Source organism: Niallia taxi (genome assembly GCF_004005475.1).
Classification (GTDB): Bacteria; Bacillota; Bacilli; order Bacillales; family Cytobacillaceae; genus Niallia; species Niallia taxi.
Genome location: NZ_RZTZ01000024.1, coordinates 1 through 25,459, shown reverse-complemented (window position 1 = coordinate 25,459; position 25,459 = coordinate 1). Strand labels below are relative to the sequence as shown.

The window sequence follows — 25,459 nt, the reverse complement described above, 5'->3', positions numbered from 1 at the left end:
AATAGATTTAATCCACAAAGGAGGTTTATCTATGGCTATTTTATTAGAAACACATTTAGGCCAGAAAGATACAGAGCTTTATATAACTTATACAGAGGATGGACGAGTTATTGTTGCGATTCCGACAATCCATTGGTCTGCAGAGTTAAACATAAGCGATGATGACATGCAGAAAAATGAATACATCCAAGCATCCCTCCATTACCATATGTATGAAGGGGATATCATGAGCTTGGCTGATAAGATATTAGAGCATACTGCAAAATGCTAACATATTTTTTTCATTTACACCACCTCCTAATTTACTGACTAACAAATCCCTTTTTCCTTTGGACGAATCGTGCGACTTCTGATACTCTAGGATATGATAATTCGTTAAAGGAGTTTTGAATGTGAGCTATATTTTTAAAAGCGAAAGGCTGGGCTTCCGTTTATTGACTGCTCTGGATGCTAAAAATTGTGATTTGTTTTGGGGCAATGATGAGGTTATGGCCTATACTGGCGGAAGCATTTCAGCAGAACTACTGCCGCAAGTCATTGATTTCTATGCTCAATCACAGCAGGATTACGGCATTACTGTATATGGTGTAGAAGATATCTCGTCTGGCCAGCTCATCGGTGCTGCAGGATTTGATATAGAATCCGCTGACGAGGATATTGAGCTGGTTTTTCATTTCATGAAGGACGCTTGGGGCAAGGGCTTTGCTTCTGAAGCTGCTGTTGCCTGCATTCGATATGCAGCAGAAGTTTATCAGCCGAAAAGTATCATCGCCTCCAGCAGTGTTGAAAACAAAAAAGCATTAAATATCCTTGGTAAGATTGGGTTTGCCTATTTGGGAATTCATTATTTGGAAGACACTGCTCAAGACGAAGCCCTCTTTCAGCTTGTATTATAAAGCATATGATCATTTGCTTTCCAAACAGAAAGCAAATGAAATACTATTAAAAATTAGTTGATTATTACGAACTCTTTACTGTTTTGTAACACTGTACCTGTTTTCTTGACTGTCCATATCCACCTGCACTACAATGTGTAGTGTGAGGTGCAGCAATCATGAAGATAAATAAATTTAAAGTTCATGAAAAAGGTTTAAATCGATTTTTTGGACCGTTGGAAGCTAGAATAATGGATTTGCTCTGGGAAAAGGAAGAGCTTTCCATAAAAAGTGTGCAGACACACTTAGAAACAGACAAAGCTGTTAGCTTTAATACCGTTATGACTGTTATGAACCGCTTGGCAGATAAAGGGATACTTAACAAACGCCATGTTGGCAGAAGCTTTCTTTACTCTCCTATGTTGTCGCGGGAAGACTTTTTGAATACACAGTCTAAGGAGCTTACATATGAGCTTATGGATGAGTTTGGATCAAGTGTTGTCGTCAACCATATGCTTGATGCATTGCAAAATGTTGATGAAGGTTTAGTGGCAAAACTGGAACAAAAAATAAAAGATTGGAAAAAGGATCGATAAGAATGACGAAAAATTATGCTAATTACCTGTTGCTGATCAGCGTATTGATAAGCGGCAGTATCCTCCTTCAGATGATATGGTATATTTATTCGCTCACAAGCAATTTTGACATTCGCTTTAATCTGTTCCAAGCTTGCCAGCAGCTGTTTGAGATGTTTGGGGTTCCTTTTTTGGAATATATCCTGCTTGCATTTGTCGCCTTTACACTACTTCATTTGTTATGGTTTTGCATGATACAAATAAAGAAACTGCATAACCTTAGAACAAAGATAACTGGTCTGACATGCAGTGAGTTGAGCCGTGAATGGAATAGTCGATTTCAGACAAACCGCATCCATGTTATTCAGTGCGAACAGCCTTTTGCGATTACTGTTGGATTTACGAAGCCACAAATTGTGCTGACAACTGGTTTATGGGATATCCTATCTGATGAGGAAATGGAGTCTGTAATTTATCACGAATTTCATCACTCCTACCAGTTTGACCCGATGAAAACCTTTATGATGGAGCTTTTCGCTAAGGTGCTTTGGTTCCTGCCTATCCTTAAATGGCTGGCCCAGCAATTTTCAATCGTTCGGGAAGTGCTTGCTGATAATTACGCAATCAATAAAAGTGGACAGAGATTGCATATATCAAGTGCTTTGTTAAAAATGATTAACAGTAAACAAGTGCAGCATCCTGCAAGCTTCGTTTCGTTTGCAGACGGCTCAATTAACTACCGTATTCAAAATATGATTGAGCCTAATACGAGCAATAAAATAAAATGGCCGCTAGTTAATAGTGCTGCTTCCCTATCCATTTTTACACTGCTGAGTTTAGTTTTCTCTAAACTGCTGCATTACTAATTTTTTTTACACCATTACACTACATAATGTAGTGTAAATAATCCGCTAAATATACACACTGCATTTGTAGTGTTTTATATACACTAATTAATTAAAGGAGGAAATCATTAATGAAATTTACACATATCGGTATTGTTGTCATTCGCGTTGTTCTTGGAGTGATATTTTTTGCACATGGGTTATCTAAATTCCAGGGAGGAATAGACAATACTGCTGGATTCTTCACTAGTTTAGGCCTGCCTGGGTTCTCTGCCTATCTTGTCGCTGGAATTGAACTAATTGGTGGTGCTCTTATTATCCTTGGACTTGCAACGAGAATTATTGCCGCATTGTTTGCCGCTATTATGGTAGTAGCAATTGCGACAGTCAGCCTGCAAAATGGCTTAGTGGGCGGATTTGAATTTGATCTATCACTGCTTGCAATGTCTCTATTATTAGTTTTAAATAAAGAACAGGCATATTCTGTAGATAATGTTATACTATCAAGTAGGAAGAAAGAACAGAATGTTTAAAATGCTTGTTAAATAAAAAGGAGAAGTCATTGTGGCAAAAACGAAGAATCAGAAACAAAAAAAATCACAATCAACTGGGAACAAGCCTTCTAAATTTATTTATTGGATCATCGGTATCGTTGTCGTATGTATTGCAGGGCTTGTCATTTTAGCAAATCTTCCTGAAAAAGGGTTTGATTTCGACTATGAAAATCAACCTGTATTAGGAGAAGAATCTGCTAGTGTCAGTATCGTAGAATTCGGAGACTACCGCTGTCCTGTCTGTAAAAACTTTAATGAATCCTTTTTCCCTGTCGTAAAGGAAAACTTAATCGACACAGGTAAAGCGAAATTCTATTATATGAATTATCCGTTTATACATGCTGATTCCACTACTTCGGCACTTTTTGCCGAAACTGTTTATAGCGAACTAGGCAACGATATTTTCTGGAAGTTTCATGATTCCATTTTCGCTAATCAGCCTGATAATGAAACAGAAGAAACATATACAGAGGAATTCTTGAAAGAGCGTCTGAAGGATGCTGGAGCGACAGATGAAGACATCACAAGAGTGACAGAAGCGTTCCAAACGCAAACAGCGAAAGACTCTTTGCAAAAGGATTTAGATTATGTCAATCAATTAAACATTACCGGAACTCCAACGATTTATGTCAACGGTGTTAAATTCGAAGGCTCAAGCTATAATGAATTATTAGATATGGTAAATGAAGCAGCTGAAAAGTAATCAAATCTAGAGAGTACATACTTGTACTCTCTTTTTTATGCATTATTTATTTTTCTGCATATGCCGTCTTGCATTTGATAGACCCCTACCCCTTCCATTCTCTCTAATATTCCATTATGAAAGTAAACACCAGTTTTTTCATCAATACCATATACATTGGCGGTTGGATGCTTGGCGAAAATTGCTTGTAAATGAGGTTTTTCATCCCATTCAGAAAAATGAACAGCAAAGTAAGTATTAAAAAGCAAGCCAATGCCATTCCGTTCCACATATCGCTGCTCTTTGTTATCTTTACTAGAAATAATGCAGTTTTGCGGACTTATCAATGCGCCTGCTGAAAAGCCTGCAACTGGTACTCCCCGCACATACGCCTCTTTTATCGCTGCTCCGATAATAGTATCAGCGATATATTCTGCATAACGGCTCGTGTCTCCGCCGCAAATAATCACGCCTCCACTGTCTTTAATCGTTTTTATGACTTGCTCTTCTGTAGTACTTGGGAGCGGTAAATACCGAAACCTTTCTGCACCATATTGTTTTAGTTTGTCTGTATAGTCAGGCATATAATCAAGCCAGCCTTCCCGATCCACCAACAAGATCGCAATCATTCCCCTTTTTGTCTGTTCCACATATTGCTGCGCCATTTCAGTAGTAAATGGCGGTCCGCTCCCAAAAGCATAAAAATGACGTGCCAACTTATCTCCCCCTTATCCTCTATTCTCAAAGACTTCCTTATCATCTTGATACGAACGATTAAATGTTCCTTTAATCAGATGTCTTTGATTCAAGCCTCCTGTTCCATATGCAAATTAAAGTTCCTAACGATGCGCCTAAGCCTACTATCGCTATACTTTACACGTTAATTCTCTTATTACCTTAAGGATCTTCCAAATATACCCTTATTGTATCACAGCATTTTTCATAAATTTAAAAAAACCCTTCTCTTAACGAGAAAGGTTTCATTTGCTTAATTATTCACCTAAATCAACATTGTGGTAGACTTGGCGAACATCCTCTAAATCTTCAATAGCATCGATCATCTTTTCAAATTTCGCTTGTGATTCTTCATCAAGTGTTACATCGTTTTGAGCAAGCATTGTTAATTCTGCTACAGTAAATTCTGTAACACCAGCACTTTTGAATGCTTCTTGTACTGCATGGAATTGGTCTGGCTCTGCATACACAATAACAGAGTCGTCTTCAGCAATAATGTCACGAACATCAACATCTGCTTCCATCAATAATTCCAATACTTCTTCTTCTGATTTGCCTTCAACACCGATAACAGCTGTTGCATCAAACATATAAGCAACTGATCCACTGACACCCATGTTGCCGCCGTTTTTCCCGAATGCAGCACGAACATCTGAAGCTGTTCTGTTTACATTGTTTGTAAGTGCATCAACGATTACCATTGAACCACTTGGACCAAATCCTTCATAGCGAAGCTCATCATACGTTTCTTCTGATCCGCCCTTCGCCTTTTCAATAGCACGATCAATGATATTCTTTGGTACACTGTACGTTTTAGCGCGCTCTAAAACAACCTTTAATGCTTGGTTTGATTCTGGATCTGGCTCGCCTTGTTTTGCAGCCACATAAATCTCACGGCCAAACTTAGCGTATATACGGCTTGTGTTTGCATCCTTTGATGCTTTTTTTTCTTTAATATTATTCCATTTACGACCCATTTTGAACACTCTCTTTCTGATTTATCCATCATTATCTATTATAGATAACAACTGGCCGGCTCTTCAATGCCTGTTAACGTAATTTTATTTTGACTTTTTCTTTTAAGCAATGCTTAAGACGAATAATATTATACCGTAAATATGAAATTTGTTCATCTTTCTGGACTATGATTATTGATTTTTCATAAATTTACTAAAGTACCAGCATTCTTCATTCCTTTTAACAGTAATAAATGGTACAGTTAAGTGACAACTAAAAAGGAGCAATAGACAATTATGATTGAAGTAAAAGTATCTCCAATAAGTGATGGGGAATTCAACAGAGGTGTTTTCGCTACAGAAGATATCAAAAAAGGCGAGCTTATTCATAAAGCTCCTGTTATTTCCTATCCGAACGAACAGCACGAGCATATTGAAAAAACGCTGCTGGCTGACTATGCATTTGAATATGGCATAAATCATACTGCCATTCTGCTTGGCTATGGCATGCTGTTTAACCATGCTTATGAACCAAATGCTGTATATGATATTAATTTTGATGAACATACATTTGATTTTTACGCCTATAAGGATATTAAAGCAGGCGAAGAAATCTTAATCAACTATAATGGCGATGTGGATGATAAAGAACTGCTTTGGTTTGACAAAGAAGAATAAAAAAACAGACCTTCATTAAAGATGAAGGTCTGTTTTTTTATTAACGGCCGTCCACAATCTCTTTAAAGATTTCGTAGGAGCGGATTTGCTTTTTCTCATCATAAATATAAGAAACGGCCATGATTTCATTTACATCGTATTTTTCCTGGAAGCTTTCTAGCTGTTCCTTCACCGTATTCTTGCTGCCGATGAATGCCATGCTGGACATGGAGGTTGCCATTTCTCTTTCCATCATGCTCCAAACTGCCTCCATGCTGTCAACAGGTGGACTTAAAGGTGTGCGTGTTCCTCTAACAACATTCAAGAAAAATTGCTGCATTGTTGTTGCTTCCCTTTTTGCGTCTTCATCTGTTTCTGCGGCAATGACATTTAAGCAGACAATCATATACGGTTCAGCCAAATATTGTGATGGCTTAAATCTTCGTTTGTATATAGAGATTGCCTCTTCCATTTGCCCTGGCGCAAAATGAGCAGCAAATACATATGGAAGCCCTAATTGTGCTGCAAGATAAGCAGAGTCTGTTGAAGAACCAAGAATATAAAGCGGTATGTTCTTGTTGGCCCCAGGATATGCACGAACATAGCCCTGCTCTTCCTCTGGTCCAAAATACGTCAGCAATGCCTGCACATCTTCTGGGAAGGTATAGACAGTATCATGCTGTGCTCTTCTTAAGGCACTGGCTGTTTTCATATCTGTTCCCGGCGCTCGTCCAAGCCCCAAGTCCAGTCTGTCAGGATACAGGACAGCCATTGTTCCAAACTGCTCTGCCACAACAAGTGGTGAATGGTTTGGAAGCATAATGCCGCCAGACCCAACCTTGATTTTCTTTGTGTGCTCTAATGTATGTTTTATTAAGATAGAAGTCGCCGAGCTCACTAATGTCGGAGAGTTGTGATGCTCTGCAATCCAATAGCGTGAGTAGCCCATATCTTCTGTTGCTTGTGCTAAATTCACCATTGCATCAATGGCTTCTTTTTCTCCCTGTCCAAGGCGAATTGGTGCCAAATTTAAGACAGAGACAGGTATATTTATGTTAGACATGTCAAAAGTCCTTTCTTACAGTAGATTCTTTATTATAGTAACAATAAGTATAACTGAAACAAACTTATTTGCTCGTGGGTAAAGAATTCACCAAAAAAAATAGGGAGAAGCTGTTCTCCCTCATGGACCTTCTATGATAATTGACTGCTTTGCTTCATCCATCTTCGCAAACACTTTATGACATAAGCTATAATGCATCCAAGCAGCAGTGCTGAAAATAATGATGCCTGTAAATGGCATATAAAAAAGCACAACACTCAGCATTCCGAATACCACAAGTATAACTGCTGTTATATGAATATTCATCATGGAAAGCAGCAGAGAATTTTTTAATGCCGTTTTTGTTGGCAGTTTATAATGGGAGATCATCGGAAAAATATAAAATAAAGTGGTCAAAAAGAGGAAGCTGACCAATAAAACAGGCACCGTCATCACTATTTTCAGCAGTGATTGGTCTTGGTTCAAATAAAAATAGTTAAAAAACAGCACGGCAAGCAAGACTGCCATAATGGCACCGATTGTTATGCTCTGCCTGAAATTTTCTTTGAAATAATGAAAATAGTTGCGGACAACGCTTGTATCACCGTTGATTTTCCATTGCCTGATCACACTGTACATCGCACTGGTTGCTGGTGCAATGGTAAAAAGGGGAAGGCATGACAGCAGCCAGAAAATGTTCAGAATAAAGAGATTGGAAAGTTTGTCTATGACACTATAAAACTTACTGTCGATAATATTCACTAGCAACAGCCTCTTTCCTACATTATTTTAGATTGATTCTCCAGCAATAAATCTGTATGAAAGCTCCGTATTCTCCTTGGTTATGTAACTGCCCTTTTCAATTTTATGAACAAGGCTTTCCACCGCCTTATCGCCTATCGCCTCGACAGGATATTCTATCGTTGTTAGAGCGGGGGTAACGTACTTCAATACATCGATATTATCAAAGCCCATTATTCCTACATCAAGAGGAATACTATAGCCCTTGGTTTTCAAAAAGCGCATAACCTCTAATGCATATAAATCACAAGAACAAATAATTGCCGTCCGCTCCCTTTGCCGGAAGTTTATCTTTTCTAAGTAATCGAGATAATCGTTATGCCTAATAATCTCCGCCTCTTTCAAATCGTTAGAAGCTAGTGCTTCTAAGAAGCCTTGAAGCCTTTCTTCCTGTGTATAAATATTCGTTATTCCCTTATACTTCAATGGTGGCGATATGTAAATGAACTGCTTATAGCCCTTATCAATAATGTGGCTGACACCATTTTTCATTGCTGCCCTTTCTGGTATGCCAACATATTCCCAATCCGCGGACAGGAAGTTGAAAATGGTGATGATTGGAATGGAAAATCCGTGGAGATATTCTTCAAACTCCGTCCCTTTATTAACAGAAAAAAGAATGATTCCATCCACCTTATGATTTGCCAAATATTCAATGCATTGCTTTTCATTTTCCATATCCTTATCTGTTAAAGCAATATACAAAAAATAGCCGTATTCCCTTGCCTTGAGCTCGACTGCTGTTAAAAGCTGTGCATATGAACGGTTATAAAGATCAAACAGCACAATCCCAAGTGTCATCGTTCTTCCCTTTACTAAGCTTCTTGCTGTAAAGTCTGGACGGTATTTCAAATCCTTTGCTGCCTGCAGTACCTTTTGTTTTGTTTTTTCTTTAATGCCAGGGCGGTTGTTCAGCGCACGATCTACCGTGCCTGATGATACCCCACAATATTTTGCGATATCCTTGATTGTAACCCTCATAATGCCTCCATTAGCTGTTATTGCAAGCTTTTTTTGCCAGCATTCTGTGAGGGAATGCTGGCAAAATTGGAAACTTTGCAAATAGTTTTAGTTATATGATTCTATTATACATATAATACCATTCCATTTCTTCCTATAATAGGAATGTCCTACACACTTCTTGCTTCATTTTTCTATTGATTTCTAGCAATCACTTTTTTGGCACTTGTTCAATCGGAATAGATAATCAGCCTTTTACAGAACCAATCATAACCCCTTTTTCAAAGTATTTTTGAATGAATGGGTAAATAATCAATATCGGCAATGTGGAAACAATGATGACTCCATACTTGATCTGGTCTGCATATTTCTGTGCATACCCGCCAGCAGCGCCACCTGCACCTGCCCCTTCGGCAAATACTTGGTTTGATAAAAGAATGTCTCTTAGCACAATTTGTAATGGCTGCAGACTATAATCTCTTATATAAATCAAGCCTGTGAAGAAATCATTCCAATGACCAACTAAATAGTATAAGCCAACAACAGAAATAACTGCTTTTGATAACGGCAAGGCAATTTTTCCGAAGAATTGAAAATGTGTACACCCGTCCATTTGTGCTGCTTCAAACAACTCTTTCGGCAAGGAGCTTTCAAAAAAGGTTCTTGTAATAATTAAGTTAAAGACATTAACGGAAAATGGCAGAATGAACACCCACATATTATTGATTAAGCTTAACTCCTTCATTAACAAATATGTCGGGATAAGTCCGCCATTAAAAAACATGGTGACAACAAAGATGAACATCAAAAATCGTCTTGCCTTAAAATCCTGCCTTGAAAGCACATATGCTGCCGGCAATGTTAGCAGGAGGTTAACCAATGTTCCTAGTACGGTATAAATAATCGTGTTTTTATAGCCGACCCATATTCTTGAATCATTAAATATCTCTTTATAGCCGAACAAGCTGAAGCCTTTCGGATACAGCGTCACTTGCCCTGTTGAGACTAGGGTTGAATCACTGACAGATGCGATGATGACAAAATATAGCGGGTATGCAACCAATAAGAAGATAAATAAACATAAGATGAAAATGATGGTATCAAAAACAATGTCGCTCGTTGTTTTACCTTTTGTGCTGAAAATCTTCATGACTTCCCTCCTTCTTTTGCAGGCATAAATAATTGCCTACCATAAGCTAATATTGGAAAACCTTTTGGCTATATAGTTCATTGCGATAAGAAATACGAAGTTAATCATTGTGTTAAAAAGGCCGATGGCAGCAGAATAGCTGAACTGGTTTGAGATTATCCCGATTTTATACACATATGTCGCTATGACTTCAGAGACTGGAAGATTAAGAGGATTTTGCATTAAAAAGATTTTTTCAAAGCCGGTATTGAGGATATTCCCCATGCTTAAGATAAACAGAATAATCATCGTTGGCACAATTGCCGGGAGGTCGACATAGCGAATTGTTTGCCACCTGCTTGCACCGTCGATTTTTGCAGAATCATAGAGCTGCGGGTCTACACTTGCCAGTGCTGCCAAATAAATGATGCTGTTCCAGCCTGCATGCTGCCAAATATCTGATAGCACATAAACAGGAACAAATGCCTTTTCTGACGCCAAAAGGTTAATATCCCAGCCGAAGGAATGCATAATATGCCCAACAACGCCTGAGTTAGGGGACAATAGAACATTAAGCAAGCCAACCATAACTACTAACGAAATGAAATGTGGCAAATAAACGGTCGTTTGAATCGCTTTTTTCCATCGCTTCCAAATGACTTGATTTATGATTAATGCAAGGATGATTGGTGCAGGGAAGCCAAGTATAATGGTTGCAAGGCTGATTACTACAGTGTTTTTCATCAAGTCGGCAAACATATAGCTGTTAATGAATTCCTTAAAGTAATGAAGCCCAACCCACTCTCCGCCTGTAATTCCCTTCGTGAAGTCATACTCTCTAAATGCTAACTGCACACCATACATCGGGATATAATTAAAGATGATAATAATGACAATCGCTGGCAGGATCATAATCCATAATTGGTAATCCCGTTTCAAGCTTTGTAAAATATTTCTTTTTCTTGCAGGCTTCGTCGTCATCTCTGGGACTGTTTTTTTTGCTTGAGGATTGATTAAGGCCACAAGGCTACCTCCCTTTTAAAAGGATGCAATTTTGAGGATTATGCTCAAATTGCATCCTTCGTCATTTATGGTTACTTATTGGTTCTTTTTGTAGTCATCATAATATTTCTGCATGATTTTGATATTTTCAGGCAACCCTGTTTTTTCGGCATTCTCTAAATATGCATCCCACTCTTTATCGACTCCGCCTTTTGTAATCCATTGCGAGTATTTCGCTAAGGCAAGGTTCATTAAGTTAGTGTTATTTAAGCTAAGCTTCGAGTTGTCTTCCTTGCTGTATTTAATAAACATGCTCGGAAGAACATCATTTTCTACATCAATGGCATCTAATGCTTTTTGCAGTGGTTCTGTTTGTTTGCCGACAGACTGCATATCTGTTCCAAGCTCCAGCTTCAAATCGTCTGATACATACATTGGTCCGTTATCAGCCCATGTTGTTGTCCATTTCCATGTTCCTGGGTCCATGTTTTCATCTTTTGGCGGCAATACTTTGAAGCTTCCGTCTGCATTTTCTTCAATATTTGTTCCAATCGAGCCGAATAGCACCTGCATGCTCACCTTAGGATCGTATAATTCATTGATGAATTTTAATGCGGCTTCTTTATTTTGGGACTGTGCAGATAATGTGATCATATTGACACCATAGTTTAAGCCATTATAGTCATAATCCCATGAGACTTGAACGTCATCTCCTGCTGTCACTTGCATTGGCGCCATGGAAGCATATTGTGGTGCAAGCTCATTGCCGAATCTGTCTGTTACTTCCCAGCCAAAAGTATAGCCGACCTTCGCTGTGTCCTTATCTCCTCTGGCTAATGATTGGTATTTCGTGTAGTCCTGTGTAAATACTTCTTTATTAATCAAGCCCTCTGCATAGCATTTATGCAAAAACTCGACAAGCTCTTTATAGCGCTCATCTGTTAGGAAGTTTTTGACTTGCCCGTCCTCCACATAGTAGCCTGAACCGCTCGCATCTGTCAGTGTGATGCCGAAGCTTCCTAACAGAACAGTTGGCTGGAAGAAGCCAAAGCCGATTGTGCCCGTTGGTGAAAAGTCCATTGGAATTTCGTCATTTTTGTCTCCGTTTCCGTTTGCATCCTCATCCTTGAATGCTTTAAGAACTGTATATAGTTCATCCCAGTTTGTCGGCATTTTCAAGCCAAGATTATCAAGCCATTCTTGGTTGATGAATTGTCTTGTAGCTGTTCCAGGCCAAAATCTCTGGTATTTAGGCAGGCCGTATATCTGGCCGTCAAGCTGTGTCGCAATTGCTTTTGTTTCCGGCTTTGCATCAAACATTGCCTGGACATTTGGAAGACTTGAATCAACATCATCAGACAAATCCTCAAACAATCCTGGAAATTGCACATAATCTGCATCTGTTATGGCATTAGGGCCAATAATTAAATCAGGCACATCACCACCAGCAAGCAAAGCCCCTTTCTTTTGATCCCAATCTGCCGAAACTTCCTGCCACTTAATATCAATCCCAAGACGGTCCTCTATTTCTTTGAGCCATTCAATTTTATTAACATCCTGTGTTAATGGATGCTTTGTTATGAGTGCTGTAAGCTGCGGCTTCCCATCCTTTGTGACGGCTGCCTTTTCCTCTTTGTCTGAACAGCCTGCTAAAACAAGAGCGGCGAGTGATGCTGCCAGAAAACCATAACCTAATCTTTTCATCTTGTTTTCCCCCAATAGAAAATTTTTTCGTCACTAAAACTACCGCTTTCTTTTCGTTTTACCTCCTTTTATGAAAATAGCTTTAAAAGTTTATGTAATTGTGAACGTACACGAAAAACTCCATATGCGCTCAGCAGATACAACAAATATTGATAGCGTTTACATTATTCTAGAAAAATAAGAGTGATGAAGGCACTGTGTACGTACACGAAAAGAACTAAAAAAAGGAGAGGCAATAATTGAGTAAGGATTCTAGATGAGCATGTTTGTAGGTAAGGTTTTTTATTGTTTAAATGCAAGTTAATGATAACGCTTTCTTTTTTGTTCGTCAATAAGATCTCCTCTGCAAATTTCTACTGTTTTTGGCAAAAAGGCAGGTTTTTTTTCCTCTTTGCCCCTTTTCTATTTTTATTCCTGTCGAAGATTCGCCTGCATCAACGAATCATGCGATATTTAATTTATTAAAGGAATTAATGGAACAGCTTAAGCTAAGTAGTATACTTTAAGTCCATATAAACGTAAAAAATTTTAGCCCTCTCATTAAAGTGCTAAAACTTCGTCTCGTTCTCTAATCCTTTTATAATAAATTCAACATGGTCCTCTGCCGAGGTTTTTACTTCCTCATATCCCTTTACAATGCCATGATAATGAGAAATAAAGCCATGTAGTGATATAAAGGCAGACATAACAGCACTTGCTTTTAAAAGACTACTCGAGTGTGTCTGCATGGCCTGTGCAAACCGTTCATAGGAATGATTGGCAGCTTCACGAGATAATCCGCCCACTTCCTTTTTCCCTTGCATAAACATCATCTCATATTTGCTTTGATTGTTTAAACCGAATTCCAGGAACGCAAGCATCAGTCGTTGCTGCTTTTGTTTGTCTTGTTCCTGTCCTTCACCCAAAATTTCTTCGATACGTTTATTTAATGCTAAAAAACCCTCATCAACAATAGCATAAAAGAGCGCTGCTTTATTTTTAAAATGATAATAAATTGCCCCATGACTACACTCAAGCTCCTTAGCTATGCTGCGCACAGAAAGTTCTTGATAACCTTTTTCAATGAATAATTCCCTTGCTTTATATACAATGCTGTCTCTTGTTAATTCTTGTCTTCCTGCTTTTCTCGGTGACATAGTTAGCTCCTTTTATTGACCATAGGTAGAAATATTATAGCATGCACTTTACGTTTTACAATATGTAAAATAGATAACATCACTTCGCTGGTGTAAACCTTTTAATTGCACATCTTTTTTATTTATTTTAGTTGTTTTGGATGCATAAAATTTATTTGCGATGCTACTTTTTCTATTGTCTGCATGTTTTTTTCCGCTTTCCTAATATTACAAATAGGACTTTTTTTGAACCCTTCTTGATTACGAACGTTTGTTCTGATATATTAAATACTATAAGGAGATGATTTTCATGATACGTGACAGAGGGGCTATTAAATGGACGGCAATGATGCTGCCAGAGCATGTGCAAAGCATTAAAGACGCACTGAAGGAAGACAAAAAAATAACACAGCCCATCCTGGATGAGGATCAAATTTACGAAATGGAAATGCTCATTTTAGAAAGCCTGGAATACGGATGGGTGCTTGAGTGCGAAATGTTTAAAAACGGTGAGATTCGCCATATCAGCGGCCATGTTGTCTATATTGACAAGCTAAAGCAGGAAATTCGCATACAGGATACTAAAGACGGTCTGCATTCTATTCCTTTTCGCAGCTTAGTAAACATTCAAAAAGATTAACAAGGAGGTGCTGCATGATGTTCGACTATTCTCAATTTCCAGATCGCTCCATTCTTTGTGTAGATATGAAAAGCTTTTACGCAAGCATTATCGCCGTCTATGAAGGCTTGGACCCTCTTACATGCCATCTTGCTGTCGTCGGCAATACGGATCGAACAGGCAGTGTTGTCCTTGCAGCATCTCCCGCTATGAAGCGTGATTTTAAAATTAAAACAGGCTCCAGGCTTTTTGAGATACCAGATGATCCGAGAATTAGCATTCACAACCCGAAAATGGGCTTGTTTGTCCGTGTCTCAACGGAAATTACCAAGCTGTTCTTCCGGTATGTCCCCCCATCAGCCGTCCACACCTATTCTGTCGATGAAAGCTTTCTTGATGTTAGCGGTCTTGAGAAGGTTTGGGGCACACCAGAGGAAATTGCAGCCCAAATTCAGCGGGATATCCTTTTAGACTTCGGCTTACCATCCACAATCGGCATTGGCCCAAACATGCTGATGGCAAAGCTGTGCCTCGACTTGGCTGCAAAAAAAACGGCCAACGGCATCGCAAGCTGGTCGTATGACGATATTCCGGCAAAGCTATGGCCACTTTCTCCATTGCGGGAAATGTGGGGAATCGGTCGACAAGTGGAAAAAACACTGCACAGCATGGGGATATTTTCTGTCGGTCAGCTTGCTCGCTACGACCTGTCCCTTTTGGAGAAAAAATTCGGGATAATGGGCAACCAGCTTTATCACCATGCATGGGGAATTGACTTATCAGAAGTTGGTGCACCAATTATGCAGGGGCAAATCAGCTATGGAAAAAGCCAAATACTGCTTCGCGACTATAAGGACGAGAAGGAAATTAAATCGGTCATCCTTGAAATGTGCGAGGAGGTTGCCAAAAGAGCTAGAGCCCATCATCACGCAGGCAGAACCATCAGCTTTGGCCTCTCCTACAGCAAAGAGGAATTCGGCGGCGGCTTCCATCGGTCGAGAACGATTGAGAACCCGACAAATATTACGATGGATATTTACCGTGTCTGCCTCGAGCTGATGCGCGAGAATTATCATGGGCAAACAGTGCGACAAATCTCTCTGTCTATAGGAAAATTGGAAAGAGACGATGAGGTTCAGCTCGATTTATTCGATACAAATAGCTGGAAAAAAAGAAAAATCGGCTATGTAGTTGATGGCATCCGCAACCGTTACGGTTCCGCCTCCCTGCTTCGTGCTGTTTCGTACACTTCTGGCGGCACTGCCAGACATCGAGCCAAGCTTCTTGGCGGCCATAAAAAATAGAGGATTTGCCAATTTGCTTATCGAATAACAGGTTACAGAAGGCTCTTGAAAGGGGAATTTACATGTTTCTAAAAAAAATAACCCTCCTTAAAGATGACATACCGCAAGTAAACAGCTACCCCTTTTCCATTCCAGCCATTAAAGGCTTGCGGGAATTGGAATTGACAAATAAGGTGACGTTCTTTATTGGAGAGAACGGTTCGGGAAAGTCAACACTGCTTGAGGCTGTTGCTGATAAATGCGGTTTTCATACGGCAGGAGGCGGAAAAAATAATTATTACGACGTTCATTCTTCTCACTCTGATTTAGGCGACTATATTCGTTTATCTTGGATGCCTAAAATTACAAATGGCTTTTTTCTGCGAGCTGAATCCTTTTATCATTTTGCCACACTTCAGGATGAGCTGGAAAAAGATCCATTCACACGCACAAACTACCGGGCATACGGCGGCAAGTCTCTGCTGCAGCAATCACATGGTGAATCCTTTTTATCCCTTTTTCAGCATCGATTCAATGGGCAAGCGATTTATTTGCTGGACGAACCTGAAGCAGCCCTCTCTCCGCAAAGACAATTAACATTTATCCGTATCCTGCATGATTTAGTGGAATATGAGGACTGCCAGTTTATCATTGCCACACATTCCCCTATCCTGTTAGGCTATCCGAATGCTTCTATCTTGAACTTTGATGGTGGCACAATAGCAGAAATACAATATGAACAAACAGACAATTATCGACTCACAAAATACTTTTTGCAGCATCGGGAAAAAATGTTGAATGAATTGCTAAGAGATGATTAAAAACAAGCTAACAACAAACACACCCCTTGAGGGATATTCTTCTAGGAATAGGAAAATATAAGAATATCTTCATCAACAAGGAGTCATTTATGATTGGGATGCTAGCTGCCATTATTATTTTTAATGCTGTCACCTTTTTTATGAAAAAGCGTTTAACAGGAAACCAAATTTTGCATATGTGGATGTTTACAATAGTGTTGCAGCTCGTTTTTGATGTGTACATTGATTTGAAATACCATGCTTATTGGTATTTATCAAAAGGAATAGACTGGATGGCCATCCCACAGCTTTTTTTGTTGGTGCCGCCTGTAAATATTATTTTCTTGAATTATTATCCATTCAAAAAAAAGGTCAAAACAAAAGCTATCTATATCGGCATATGGGTATGTGCGATTGTTCTTTACGAGCTGATGACATTAATTCCAGAGCCTTGGGGCTATTTTCATTATGGCTGGTGGCGAATTTGGTACTCCATCCTGCTAGATCCATTTTTGTTTATCATTTTAATCAAATACTATAAATTTATTTGCCGTTTGGAAGCAAAAGCAGAAGAGCATGCACCAACATAAAAATGAGTCATTATTACCACATCAAAAAAAAGTATAAATTACAAAACCAAAAAACTACTAAAAAAGACCTATTTTTCACAATGAACCAACTGGCATACTTCTTGACAATTTTTTGAATAATGATATAAAATTTACTTGGGCAAATTTTACGAAAGTAAAAGACGCAAAGCCACGGGCCTAAAGCAAAAGCAATGGCAGCCGGGTTGCAGATAAAGAATGTGAGGCTTTTATTTGTTTATGGAGTTACAATTAGCTAACTCCGACGCTAAAAGCCTATAAAAAACGACACATTTCCTGTCTAATTTGCCTTAATAAATTAGAAAAGAGGAAAAGTATGTTTTATCCAACTGTTTTGAATGAAAAAACAAGTCTTCGTCATATCGTAAAAGATAGGCAATATTGCATGTGCGGGTCCAAGTATAACCCATATGCTACTCTTGAAAAACGAGATTTTAAACGCATTGAATTCAAACAGGAACACGAAATTTCATGTCCTAGCTGCAAAAGGATGTCCCATTAACACAGCGCAAAGATAATAATACAGATAACAACCAGAAAGGGAGCTGAAGGATCAGCTCCCTTTCTTCCATTTGCACAAAAAAAGCATCTTAACGGATGCCAATAACATTCATATACTCTCTAAAGCTTACTAGTAAGTCTTTTTCTTCATTATGCAATTCATAGCTTTTCATTCTAAGCTTATTTAATTCCTGGTGTAAGCTTTTATTTGCTGAATCACTTTGGAGCTGTTTCATAATTAAAATGGACTTAGCCTTCGCTTCAGATTGAGCTTTGGCTAATACTTTCATTTCATTAATAAAAGAATTCTCTTTTAGTATAGTAAACACCTCCTAAATTAGTTAATTCGACACATCCAGCTATTCCCCTTTTTTTCAATAGAAGTAAATGAAATACTTTAGTACTTTAAACCCAAAAACATTTTGTTAATACAGGAAAAATATACCTTATTCTCTTTTCAAGTAAGAGCTACAATAAAAGTAGACAAGCCTAGACATACTCAAAAATATTTTTGAGGAGGATTTCTATGATTAAATCTTTTATTTGCTATTTTCGCAGGTACCACAAATTTGATTATTACAATGACAAGTGCAAAACTTGCGGAAAGCTTAGAAAACGTCCTTAAAAGTATGGAGCCCTTATTGAGCTCTTTTTTTTTGTAAAAAATGCCCCCTCTTATATTTTGTTAATGAGGTTTAAGCAGACAAGCAGTAGGGAAATAATGGATTGTATAATGCTACAGGAGGTGTTTAGTATGTCTTCCTTAAGACTCCTTAGTGATAAATCCTTGCTATTTGCCTATAGACATGCACAGCGTTTAAATCTAGACATGGAATTTATTACAATGCTGAAACAAGAAATAACCGAGCGAAAGCTAATTCATATTGTCTTTAACAAAAACACAAAAATTCTCTTTAATCAACAGAATAAAAGGGAGAGTTAAAATATATTGTATTTGCATTTTAGCAGAATCTAGCAAAAAAATATTTTTCTAAAAGCAGAATAAAAATATTTTAATTCCTCATACTATTATTAGGACTTGTAGCTCAAAGAATAGAGCAACCAAGTTGTTCCAACAGAGAAGCAGCTTGTGTATCTTGCGGGTTCAAATCCCGCCAAGTCCTATACTATATTACCTATATTGCTTCTATTCGTAGAAGTATACTATACAAAAACGCCTTTTCTTTTGGAAAAGGCGTTTTTCGTACTATGTTTTACTAAATTCACAAGGCTTTTCTACCTTATTTTATTAAAATGGTTTGTACTTGATTTGGCTTTATACAAATGGATATGGTATTTTCTTTCATTTCTAAGGGACAAATAATATTTTCGTTTAATTGACACAGAAAGATATCCTTATATTCAGTCTTTAAGGTAAAAGAAGATACGACCTCTTTTTCAGTCGGGTTGTATATTCGTAAAATCAGCCCCTCTTCCTTTTCGGCCTTTTTTACAGTACTTAGCACATTAGCGCTAGGCTTTGTTTCTTGAAGCAAGCTAAAACAGAGTGGCGTTTTCTGGACAGACGCATTTAACTTCATCGCATTATACGGTATTTTATTATATGTTTCTATTCGTGATCTATATTCTTTGGCAAGTTGCCCTGTGTTTTGTGTGCCTTTTTTTGTAGAAACAGCAAACTCTACCTTAAGCTGCCCAATCATTTGGGAATCAGGAGTAGGAAGTTTTATTCCAGATGGCCTTCCGGGCCTGCGCACCAGATTCTCCTTCCCAAGATAGCCAACACTACGTAACAAAGTGAGTGCAATAGTATCAGACTCTGCTCCTACGATTTCATATTCACGAATACTGTTTGTGAAGGCACTCACTGTGTAATGGTCATTACATAAGCTGACGTAAGACAGCATCGGATAAATAGAGTCAGGGCGCTCATCCCAACCTTCTTCCTCCCAGGACAGGATGGCCGAATCTAATACACTTCTTTTAATAGACCCAAACTGATTATCAGAAACAGATACAGCAGCTGCAATTTTACTTGGAATGTATGTGCGTAATCGGTAATCCTTTGCGTTGTTTTTAATATTACCAGCTACATTAATGATAGGCTTATCAAAAGGGATTGTTATGTTCCAATCCACCTCTGTAATCACGCTGTTGATGTAATTTCTCCTATCCTGCAAATCTTTCGGCAAAGGAATTTCGACCTTTAAATTTATTTGCGCTCCATAACTATTTTCCGTCATTACAAACGAAGCATTAGCATTATTATGAATGTAAGGCTCCTCATTTAATACGGGAGAATAATCGTATTCGTCCCCGTCATCGCCAGACGTTTCTAGCAACAAAACATTTTCGAGTTCAATACCAATATCCTTATCAAAAATGGTTAATGTTCCATTTGTATTAACTTTTATACGATAATAGTCTGTTTCAATACAGTCTGTTTCCGTATTGGCTGCTTCCATTTCTTTCTCCTGTGGCACAATAAAAAATGCCTTGTACCCCATTGCAGGAATGGTTGCCTTAAATTGGATATGGTATTGCAAAAAGGGTTCATAATTCTCATAATGAACGAGCTGTCGGTCAACTAAACCAGGATCTAAGCTGACTTTTTCAACAAGCTCAAATGGGACTTCAAACCCGTTCTCATCTTCAAGAACAAAAGCTGTTTCCTTTGTTGTGACAACAGCATTTATCGTGTCCAATCTTTCATAGGAAAGCAGATTAAAAGCTGTTATTATATCCTCTGCTCGGTCTGTGGCAATTGCATCTGTAATCTTCCGTTTGTAAAAATCAATCAGCCTGTCAATCTTCTCCTCTGCAAGTACAAAGCGATTCATAATTTCTTGATGAACCTTATCAGAACAGCAGCAGCCGATACTGTCATGGGCATGGTTTTTGAGCACTTCCTTCCAAATTAATTCTATTAAACCATGATGGTATTCAAATCCCAATGAATAAGCAATCACTGCTAAGGGTTCTAAAATATCAACGATTTTATTTTCTACCCTCGTGTTTGCTGCTTTAATATCCATCCGGCTTGAAAAAATACTTCGATGGACGCGCATGTATTTGCCATCAAGCATTTCCCCTTGAACAATTGGCAGAAAAGGAGGCAAATCTGCAAAACTATCCATATAGCTGCTTAGCAAAAATTCTCTGTCAGGATACATTCCTCTTAATGTATCTAAACAATCGAAAATATTCCGTTGAATAGGCATTTGATCATGGCCGTTTGGCAAAATAACACTGCCATTTGTACTTCCCTTATCTAAGACAGGAAAATATTTGTCCATTCTTGTTCGAAGCGCTTCCTCCTCTTCCGGTAAATATTTGCCAATTGCATATCCTAGCGGAAGAAGCTGTACAAGTACTCTAGAGCCTTCATCACTTTCCCAATAAAACTCTGTCTTGTCTGTTCCAAGCCGTTCAGAGGCGCCTCTCCAAAAAATAAAGTGCTTAATATCAAACCCATTTAAAATTTGCGGCATTTGTGCTGATTGGCCAAAGGAATCTGGCAAATAACCGATTTTCATTACCTCTCCAAAAGCTTCACAATCCTTCCTTCCATAAAGCAAATTGCGGACAATGGATTCTCCTCCAACAATCATTTCATCTGTTTGTGTATACCACGGTCCAATTAAAAGTCTGCCAGCTTGTACAAGCTTTTTGATTCTGTCTTTGTCTTGCGGTTTTACAGCTAAATAATCCTCGAGAATAGCTGTTTGCCCATCTAATAAGAAGCTTGGATAATCTGGATTTCCCTCTAGCACCTCGAAGATTTCTGCCATATTGTTTATAAGCAGGATACGAGATTCCTCTGTCGAAAAATACCATTCTCGATCCCAGTGCATATGCGGTATAATATGTACTTTTTTCATCTTTTCCTCCAATTAACATGCCTTATTTTCTATAGCATTACTTTTTTCACTCTGAAGCTTTCTTTTTCTGCTTATAATTAAAAGCATGGTCGAAATACATGCCCCAAGACATGCAGCGCCAAGCCATATAAACGCAGCTGTCCAAATTGTTTTACCTTGCAGTAAAGCTAAGGAAAAGATGCCGGCACCAGGAACATTCAATCCAATATGACTACTTGCCACAATTGCCCCTGTAACAGCAGAACCTGCTATAAGTGACGGAATGACACGCAAAGGATCATTAATCATAAAAGGAATGGCTCCTTCTGTAATGCCTGCTAAGCCTAACAGCCATGTCTGTTTGCCGATCTCACGTTCCTGTTGGCTAAAGTGTTGTTTTCCAATAATGGTAGCTGCTGTTACGGCAAAGGCAGACACCATTTTAACGGACGCAAAGGCAGCATACGGGATAAAATTGCCGCTCGCCATTGCGCCGATACAAAATGTGTAGGCGGCTTTGTTTACAGGACCGCCTAAGTCAAAGGAAACCATTGCTCCAATAAGCGCCCCTAATATAATCGCATTAGCACCAGAAAGATTTTCAAGCCACGTGTTTAGCCCCTCATTAAGCCATGCTAACGGTTCGCCAACCAAAAAAAGCATGACGGCTCCAACTATAAGTGTTCCTGCAACTGGATACACCCAAAAGCTTACAAAGCCTGAAAGCATCCCATTTGTTTTTATTTTCCGCTTGAAAAACTTGAGGAGAAATCCTGCCAAAAACCCTCCAAGCATACCACCAAGAAAGCCGCTGCCAATTAAATTAGCTGCAATTCCTGCAGCAAAACCTGGCGCAAGTCCTGGTTTATCTGCTATTGAATAGGCCATGTAGGCAGATAAAACAGGAATCATCAGTTGGCCAAGCATACCGCCTCCTAGCTGCCTTAACAGCCATAGCCAGGAGCCTTCCTCTGCATATACATCCTGAAGACCGAAGGCTTGGGAGATTAACACGGCTGCTGCCAATGTCATGCCACCTGCCACAATGATAGGGATGATATAGGAAATACCAGTCAGGATGGAGTCTTTAATTTCCATCTTAAATGGCTTATGCTCCTCTTCAAAAATCTCCTCTGACTGCAAAACATCATTATTTATTTTTTTTGGTTGGTTTTCTGCAGCTTCTAGTGCCTGATTAATGAGGGAAGCTGCATTTCTAATCGGAGCAGCAACACTTGTTTTTACTTTAGGCAAGTGGCTGTAGCGCTGTTCCTCCTTAATAGCAACATCATTTGCAAATATTACGGCCTCTGCAAGCCGCAGCTGTGTAAATGTATGCTTATCTTCTATTCCATTCGCCCCTTGTTTTTCCACTAATACTTTAACTCCTAGCTCTTTACCTGCCTTCATTAAAGCTTCCGCAGCCATATAGGTATGGGCCATTCCTGCAGGACATGCTGTTACCGCAAGTATTGTTTTGTTTCCTGTCTCTTTTTCTATGGCACTATCCTTACTTGTATTGTCCAATTGCTTCCATAATTCTTCTGAATTTGCAGCAGTCAATAAGCGTTTTTTATAATCCTCGTCACATAAGCGCTTCATAAACTCAGATAGAATGGTTAAATGGGTGGAGCCTGCTTTTTCTTCCGGTATTGCCAGCATGATAACAAGCTTAACCTCATTATCAGGATTAACACTTTCCCAATCTGCAATATGCTTTTTAACTGTTGCAATCGCAAATGCTGCTTCTTTAACAGCTGTTGATTTTCCATGTGGGATGGCTACACCTCCATCAAGGCCAGTCGGTGACTGCTTTTCCCGCTCAAGTACAGACTGCAAATAGGCTTGCTCGGAATAAAGTTTACCTTCACTGTAAAGCTGACTCGCCAAAAACTTAATAGCCTGATGCTTTGTTTCAAAATGCTTATCTGTCGTAATTAAGCTTAAAGATGTTAAATCTCTTAAGTTCACATTAGCAACCTCCTTAAATAGTAATCGCTTTCATTTATAGTTTTATCGTAACAAAAAAACAAGAAGCTAAAACTAATCTTCTTGTTTTTACACAAAATAAACTGGAATGATAGATAGATGTGTATTTTTCACTTGAACGTTTCCCAATAATGCTCAGACAATGCCTGCAATACAATCATTAACGGTGTTTTGTCCGTAATATTATAGCCATTTTTTAATCTTCTTGGAGAAAAGCAATATAAGTTATAATCAGCTAATTTCTGTAGTGAGTTTTGTTTAAAATGGGTAAGTGAAATCGTTTGTACCCCTCTCTCCTTAGCAAACTCCGCTATTTCCAAAACAAAAGGTGTTTCACCTGACAGGCTTATTAAAAGAAGTATATCCTGTTTTGTCATACTATTTAGCATATGAAAAATTTCGTGTCTATGACTTAAATAGACAGAGCTTTTTCCGATTACTCTCAAATTTCTTACCATCATGCCGCAAAAATCAGCAGAATCACCGGCACCATAGAACAAGATGTTTTTAGCTAAGCCAAGTTTTTTCACTATTTTCTCTAGAAGCGGTCGATCAATAAGATCGTATGTTTTTTTAATAAAGGCAAGCGAATGATGCTGCTCTGATAATTCACCTGCCTGCAGTTCGTCCTTCATACTGTTTTTCAGATGAGAAAAGCTGTCATAGCCAAGCTTTTTGGAGAGCCTTGTAATCGTATTAGGTACCGTATACAACGCATTCGCAGAAGTTTGAATAGAATCAGTAGTAAAGTCCTTTTTATTCTGTAATATGTACTCAATTATTTGATCATCGGTATCGTTCAGCTTGTATTCAAACATTTGCACACGCTCTTCAAAGTTCATCCAACCATCTCCTCTCTATTCTGTTTTAAAGTATAGGTTACACTCGTTCTATACTTCGCTTCCAAATCATATGATGTGCGCCATCTCCCCAATAATCCTTTAACAAATAGTCAGGTTCGCCGAGTTTTTTCGTCCAGATTTTTTGAGCAATTGCATAGCCGCTGTCTAAACAATAGTGATGGATTTCTCTTATTTCCAATGTACGGATAATGGCGTTAAGTAGCATTGTACCAATCCCTTTATTTTGGTAATTAGGATGCACAAAAGCAGTACCAATCTCCATATAACCGGCTAATGCTCCATTTGTTTCCATGACAATAAGGGAACTTGCTGGTCCATATGCAATGCAGCCAAGTAAATTTCCACTCTGTTTGTCCACTGCAATTAAAAAATGTCTCTCTACCCCGCCGCTTGCAAAATCAGCTGAAAGATGCTCCCGCTTTTCCTTACATTCCTGCTCATAATCCTCAGTAAGCTCCACTAAACCATTTATGATAAATGTATCTTTCAGAACAAGATCAAAAAAAGCAAATAGTTCTTCCTTATCCGATATTTGCGGCCTTCTTATTTCCACAGAAAGCATATAACCCCTCCATAAACTCTATTTTTGTTCTAGTGTAATACTTTTTCAGTTATATATAAATAGAAGAAAAACAAGACCGTTTCTCTTCATAAAAATAGCTTGTATGTTTTTACAAATAATGTAATAGTAAAATTAAAAGCTGTTAGAAATGGAAATTACTGTAGGGGTTTTCGAATTGTTGATGGGAAAGCTTACTGCCCTGCATAATGCATGGACACACGGGGTAAAAGGCGGAAGTACGAATGGATAAGGTGGTAGAAAAATAATGACGACTCCATGGTATTTAAAGGAAAAGGTACTGTTTGGCATTTGCTTTTTAGTACCACCAATAGCATATATCATTATTATAGGAAATAAGAAGAAACTAGCAAGAAAACGCTACTTAGAGTATCTAACATTAGCGACAATGATGGTTAGCATATGGTTATTAAAGTTTACTCCTGCCCCTATCCGCATTACCGTCTTACTTACCATCATCTTCATACTCCTATATCGCCGCATAAAAAAGACAAAGAAGAAATAAAGGTCCGGCCTTCTTCTTTTCTTTGTCTTCTTTTCTATGTATGCTTACGGTTCAGAAATGCCCATTGCTAATAGCAGCAATAAAACAAAGCCTGTCATGAAAACAAAAAAGACCGAATTAGCCAAAATACTAAAAATAAAATGTACCCTATAGAGTAGACACTTAAAAAAAGTCTACCTATAGGGTATTTTTTTGTATAATTATGTAACACAACTAGAGAAACATGGAGACGGAGAAAATAATGAGTAAAAAGATTTT

General features: G+C 38.4%; 27 protein-coding genes, 1 tRNA gene and 1 riboswitch. Of the genes, 14 read left to right on the top strand and 14 right to left on the bottom strand.

Translation table 11 applies throughout. From position 1 onward, the window contains the following. Window positions 1-31 precede the first annotated feature (31 nt). The 6 genes from EM808_RS27035 to EM808_RS27010 all read left to right on the top strand — a co-directional run bounded on the left by EM808_RS27035 (window position 32) and on the right by EM808_RS27010 (window position 3,552). The gene (locus EM808_RS27035; RefSeq protein WP_164849807.1) at window positions 32-271 is read left to right on the top strand and encodes a YueH family protein; all 240 of its coding nucleotides are present in this window, start codon (window positions 32-34) and stop codon (window positions 269-271) included. A 121-nt stretch (window positions 272-392) separates the two neighbouring features. Continuing rightward, on the top strand, window positions 393-896 hold the full coding sequence (locus EM808_RS27030) for a GNAT family N-acetyltransferase (RefSeq protein ID WP_127742726.1): 504 nt from the start codon (window positions 393-395) through the stop codon (window positions 894-896). Between the two features lie 158 nt (window positions 897-1,054). Then, a complete protein-coding gene (locus tag EM808_RS27025; protein ID WP_127742724.1) occupies window positions 1,055-1,471 on the top strand; it encodes a BlaI/MecI/CopY family transcriptional regulator in 417 nt (138 codons plus the stop codon). Window positions 1,472-1,473: 2 nt separating this feature from the next. Beyond that, window positions 1,474-2,316: a M56 family metallopeptidase gene (locus EM808_RS27020; protein WP_127742722.1), complete on the top strand. Its 843-nt coding sequence runs from the start codon at window positions 1,474-1,476 to the stop codon at window positions 2,314-2,316. Window positions 2,317-2,426: 110 nt separating this feature from the next. After that, window positions 2,427-2,828, top strand: a complete 402-nt coding sequence (locus EM808_RS27015) for a DoxX family protein (RefSeq protein ID WP_127742721.1) — start codon at window positions 2,427-2,429, stop codon at window positions 2,826-2,828. Between the two features lie 31 nt (window positions 2,829-2,859). Then, window positions 2,860-3,552, top strand: coding sequence for a DsbA family protein (locus EM808_RS27010; protein ID WP_127742719.1), 693 nt, complete (start codon window positions 2,860-2,862; stop codon window positions 3,550-3,552). A gap of 35 nt (window positions 3,553-3,587) precedes the next feature. Here EM808_RS27010 and EM808_RS27005 read toward each other — a convergent pair whose 3' ends face one another. Then, entirely contained in the window at window positions 3,588-4,247 is a 660-nt protein-coding gene (locus EM808_RS27005) for a Type 1 glutamine amidotransferase-like domain-containing protein (protein WP_127742717.1), read from the bottom strand. A gap of 276 nt (window positions 4,248-4,523) precedes the next feature. Then, window positions 4,524-5,243 carry a YebC/PmpR family DNA-binding transcriptional regulator gene (locus tag EM808_RS27000; RefSeq protein WP_127742715.1) on the bottom strand — a complete coding sequence of 240 codons (720 nt, stop codon included), beginning with the start codon at window positions 5,241-5,243 and terminating at the stop codon, window positions 4,524-4,526. Between the two features lie 276 nt (window positions 5,244-5,519). On the opposite strand from EM808_RS27000, the gene EM808_RS26995 reads away from it, so the two are divergent. Next, window positions 5,520-5,900, top strand: a complete 381-nt coding sequence (locus EM808_RS26995) for an SET domain-containing protein (protein WP_127742713.1) — start codon at window positions 5,520-5,522, stop codon at window positions 5,898-5,900. Window positions 5,901-5,940: 40 nt separating this feature from the next. On the opposite strand, the gene EM808_RS26990 is transcribed toward EM808_RS26995, so the two are convergent. The 7 genes from EM808_RS26990 to EM808_RS26960 form a co-directional block, all read right to left on the bottom strand. Continuing rightward, window positions 5,941-6,942, bottom strand: coding sequence for an LLM class flavin-dependent oxidoreductase (locus tag EM808_RS26990; protein ID WP_127742711.1), 1,002 nt, complete (start codon window positions 6,940-6,942; stop codon window positions 5,941-5,943). A gap of 120 nt (window positions 6,943-7,062) precedes the next feature. Then, window positions 7,063-7,683, bottom strand: a complete 621-nt coding sequence (locus tag EM808_RS26985; RefSeq protein ID WP_164849806.1) for a YesL family protein — start codon at window positions 7,681-7,683, stop codon at window positions 7,063-7,065. A 27-nt stretch (window positions 7,684-7,710) separates the two neighbouring features. Then, window positions 7,711-8,703: a LacI family DNA-binding transcriptional regulator gene (locus EM808_RS26980; RefSeq protein ID WP_127742707.1), complete on the bottom strand. Its 993-nt coding sequence runs from the start codon at window positions 8,701-8,703 to the stop codon at window positions 7,711-7,713. A 226-nt stretch (window positions 8,704-8,929) separates the two neighbouring features. Continuing rightward, on the bottom strand, window positions 8,930-9,832 hold the full coding sequence (locus tag EM808_RS26975; protein ID WP_127742705.1) for a carbohydrate ABC transporter permease: 903 nt from the start codon (window positions 9,830-9,832) through the stop codon (window positions 8,930-8,932). A gap of 36 nt (window positions 9,833-9,868) precedes the next feature. Continuing rightward, entirely contained in the window at window positions 9,869-10,792 is a 924-nt protein-coding gene (locus EM808_RS26970; RefSeq protein WP_127742754.1) for an ABC transporter permease, read from the bottom strand. Window positions 10,793-10,909: 117 nt separating this feature from the next. After that, window positions 10,910-12,517, bottom strand: coding sequence for a type 2 periplasmic-binding domain-containing protein (locus tag EM808_RS26965; protein ID WP_127742703.1), 1,608 nt, complete (start codon window positions 12,515-12,517; stop codon window positions 10,910-10,912). 548 nt (window positions 12,518-13,065) lie between these two features. After that, on the bottom strand, window positions 13,066-13,653 hold the full coding sequence (locus tag EM808_RS26960) for a TetR/AcrR family transcriptional regulator (protein ID WP_127742701.1): 588 nt from the start codon (window positions 13,651-13,653) through the stop codon (window positions 13,066-13,068). Window positions 13,654-13,942: 289 nt separating this feature from the next. Here EM808_RS26960 and EM808_RS26955 point away from each other — a divergent pair, with 289 nt between their 5' ends. From EM808_RS26955 to EM808_RS26940, 4 genes are all read left to right on the top strand, one after another. Next, complete coding sequence (locus tag EM808_RS26955; protein ID WP_127742699.1) at window positions 13,943-14,272, top strand: YolD-like family protein; 330 nt, start codon at window positions 13,943-13,945, stop codon at window positions 14,270-14,272. 17 nt (window positions 14,273-14,289) lie between these two features. Beyond that, on the top strand, window positions 14,290-15,555 hold the full coding sequence (locus EM808_RS26950) for a Y-family DNA polymerase (protein ID WP_127742752.1): 1,266 nt from the start codon (window positions 14,290-14,292) through the stop codon (window positions 15,553-15,555). A gap of 62 nt (window positions 15,556-15,617) precedes the next feature. Continuing rightward, window positions 15,618-16,355 (top strand): AAA family ATPase, encoded by a 738-nt coding sequence (locus tag EM808_RS26945; protein WP_127742697.1) that lies wholly within the window; start codon window positions 15,618-15,620, stop codon window positions 16,353-16,355. Window positions 16,356-16,444: 89 nt separating this feature from the next. After that, window positions 16,445-16,924: a hypothetical protein gene (locus EM808_RS26940; protein WP_127742696.1), complete on the top strand. Its 480-nt coding sequence runs from the start codon at window positions 16,445-16,447 to the stop codon at window positions 16,922-16,924. A 128-nt stretch (window positions 16,925-17,052) separates the two neighbouring features. Beyond that, window positions 17,053-17,135: riboswitch (cyclic di-GMP riboswitch) on the top strand. A gap of 397 nt (window positions 17,136-17,532) precedes the next feature. Here the strand turns inward: EM808_RS26940 and EM808_RS26935 are convergent. Beyond that, entirely contained in the window at window positions 17,533-17,733 is a 201-nt protein-coding gene (locus tag EM808_RS26935; RefSeq protein WP_127742694.1) for a hypothetical protein, read from the bottom strand. A gap of 464 nt (window positions 17,734-18,197) precedes the next feature. Here EM808_RS26935 and sda point away from each other — a divergent pair, with 464 nt between their 5' ends. Next, complete coding sequence (gene sda, locus EM808_RS26930; protein ID WP_127742691.1) at window positions 18,198-18,386, top strand: sporulation histidine kinase inhibitor Sda; 189 nt, start codon at window positions 18,198-18,200, stop codon at window positions 18,384-18,386. A gap of 92 nt (window positions 18,387-18,478) precedes the next feature. Further along, a tRNA-OTHER gene (locus EM808_RS28850) sits at window positions 18,479-18,567 on the top strand. Window positions 18,568-18,684: 117 nt separating this feature from the next. On the opposite strand, the gene mngB is transcribed toward EM808_RS28850, so the two are convergent. The 4 genes from mngB to EM808_RS26910 all read right to left on the bottom strand — a co-directional run bounded on the left by mngB (window position 18,685) and on the right by EM808_RS26910 (window position 24,678). Next, window positions 18,685-21,285, bottom strand: a complete 2,601-nt coding sequence (mngB, locus tag EM808_RS26925; protein ID WP_127742690.1) for a mannosylglycerate hydrolase — start codon at window positions 21,283-21,285, stop codon at window positions 18,685-18,687. 12 nt (window positions 21,286-21,297) lie between these two features. Continuing rightward, on the bottom strand, window positions 21,298-23,235 hold the full coding sequence (gene mngA / locus EM808_RS26920) for a PTS 2-O-a-mannosyl-D-glycerate transporter subunit IIABC (RefSeq protein ID WP_127742688.1): 1,938 nt from the start codon (window positions 23,233-23,235) through the stop codon (window positions 21,298-21,300). A gap of 128 nt (window positions 23,236-23,363) precedes the next feature. Continuing rightward, on the bottom strand, window positions 23,364-24,095 hold the full coding sequence (locus tag EM808_RS26915) for a MurR/RpiR family transcriptional regulator (RefSeq protein WP_127742686.1): 732 nt from the start codon (window positions 24,093-24,095) through the stop codon (window positions 23,364-23,366). Between the two features lie 37 nt (window positions 24,096-24,132). Continuing rightward, window positions 24,133-24,678, bottom strand: a complete 546-nt coding sequence (locus EM808_RS26910; protein WP_127742684.1) for a GNAT family N-acetyltransferase — start codon at window positions 24,676-24,678, stop codon at window positions 24,133-24,135. A 265-nt stretch (window positions 24,679-24,943) separates the two neighbouring features. On the opposite strand from EM808_RS26910, the gene EM808_RS26905 reads away from it, so the two are divergent. Beyond that, window positions 24,944-25,201 carry a hypothetical protein gene (locus EM808_RS26905; protein ID WP_127742682.1) on the top strand — a complete coding sequence of 86 codons (258 nt, stop codon included), beginning with the start codon at window positions 24,944-24,946 and terminating at the stop codon, window positions 25,199-25,201. The last annotated feature ends 258 nt before the right edge of the window (window positions 25,202-25,459 follow it).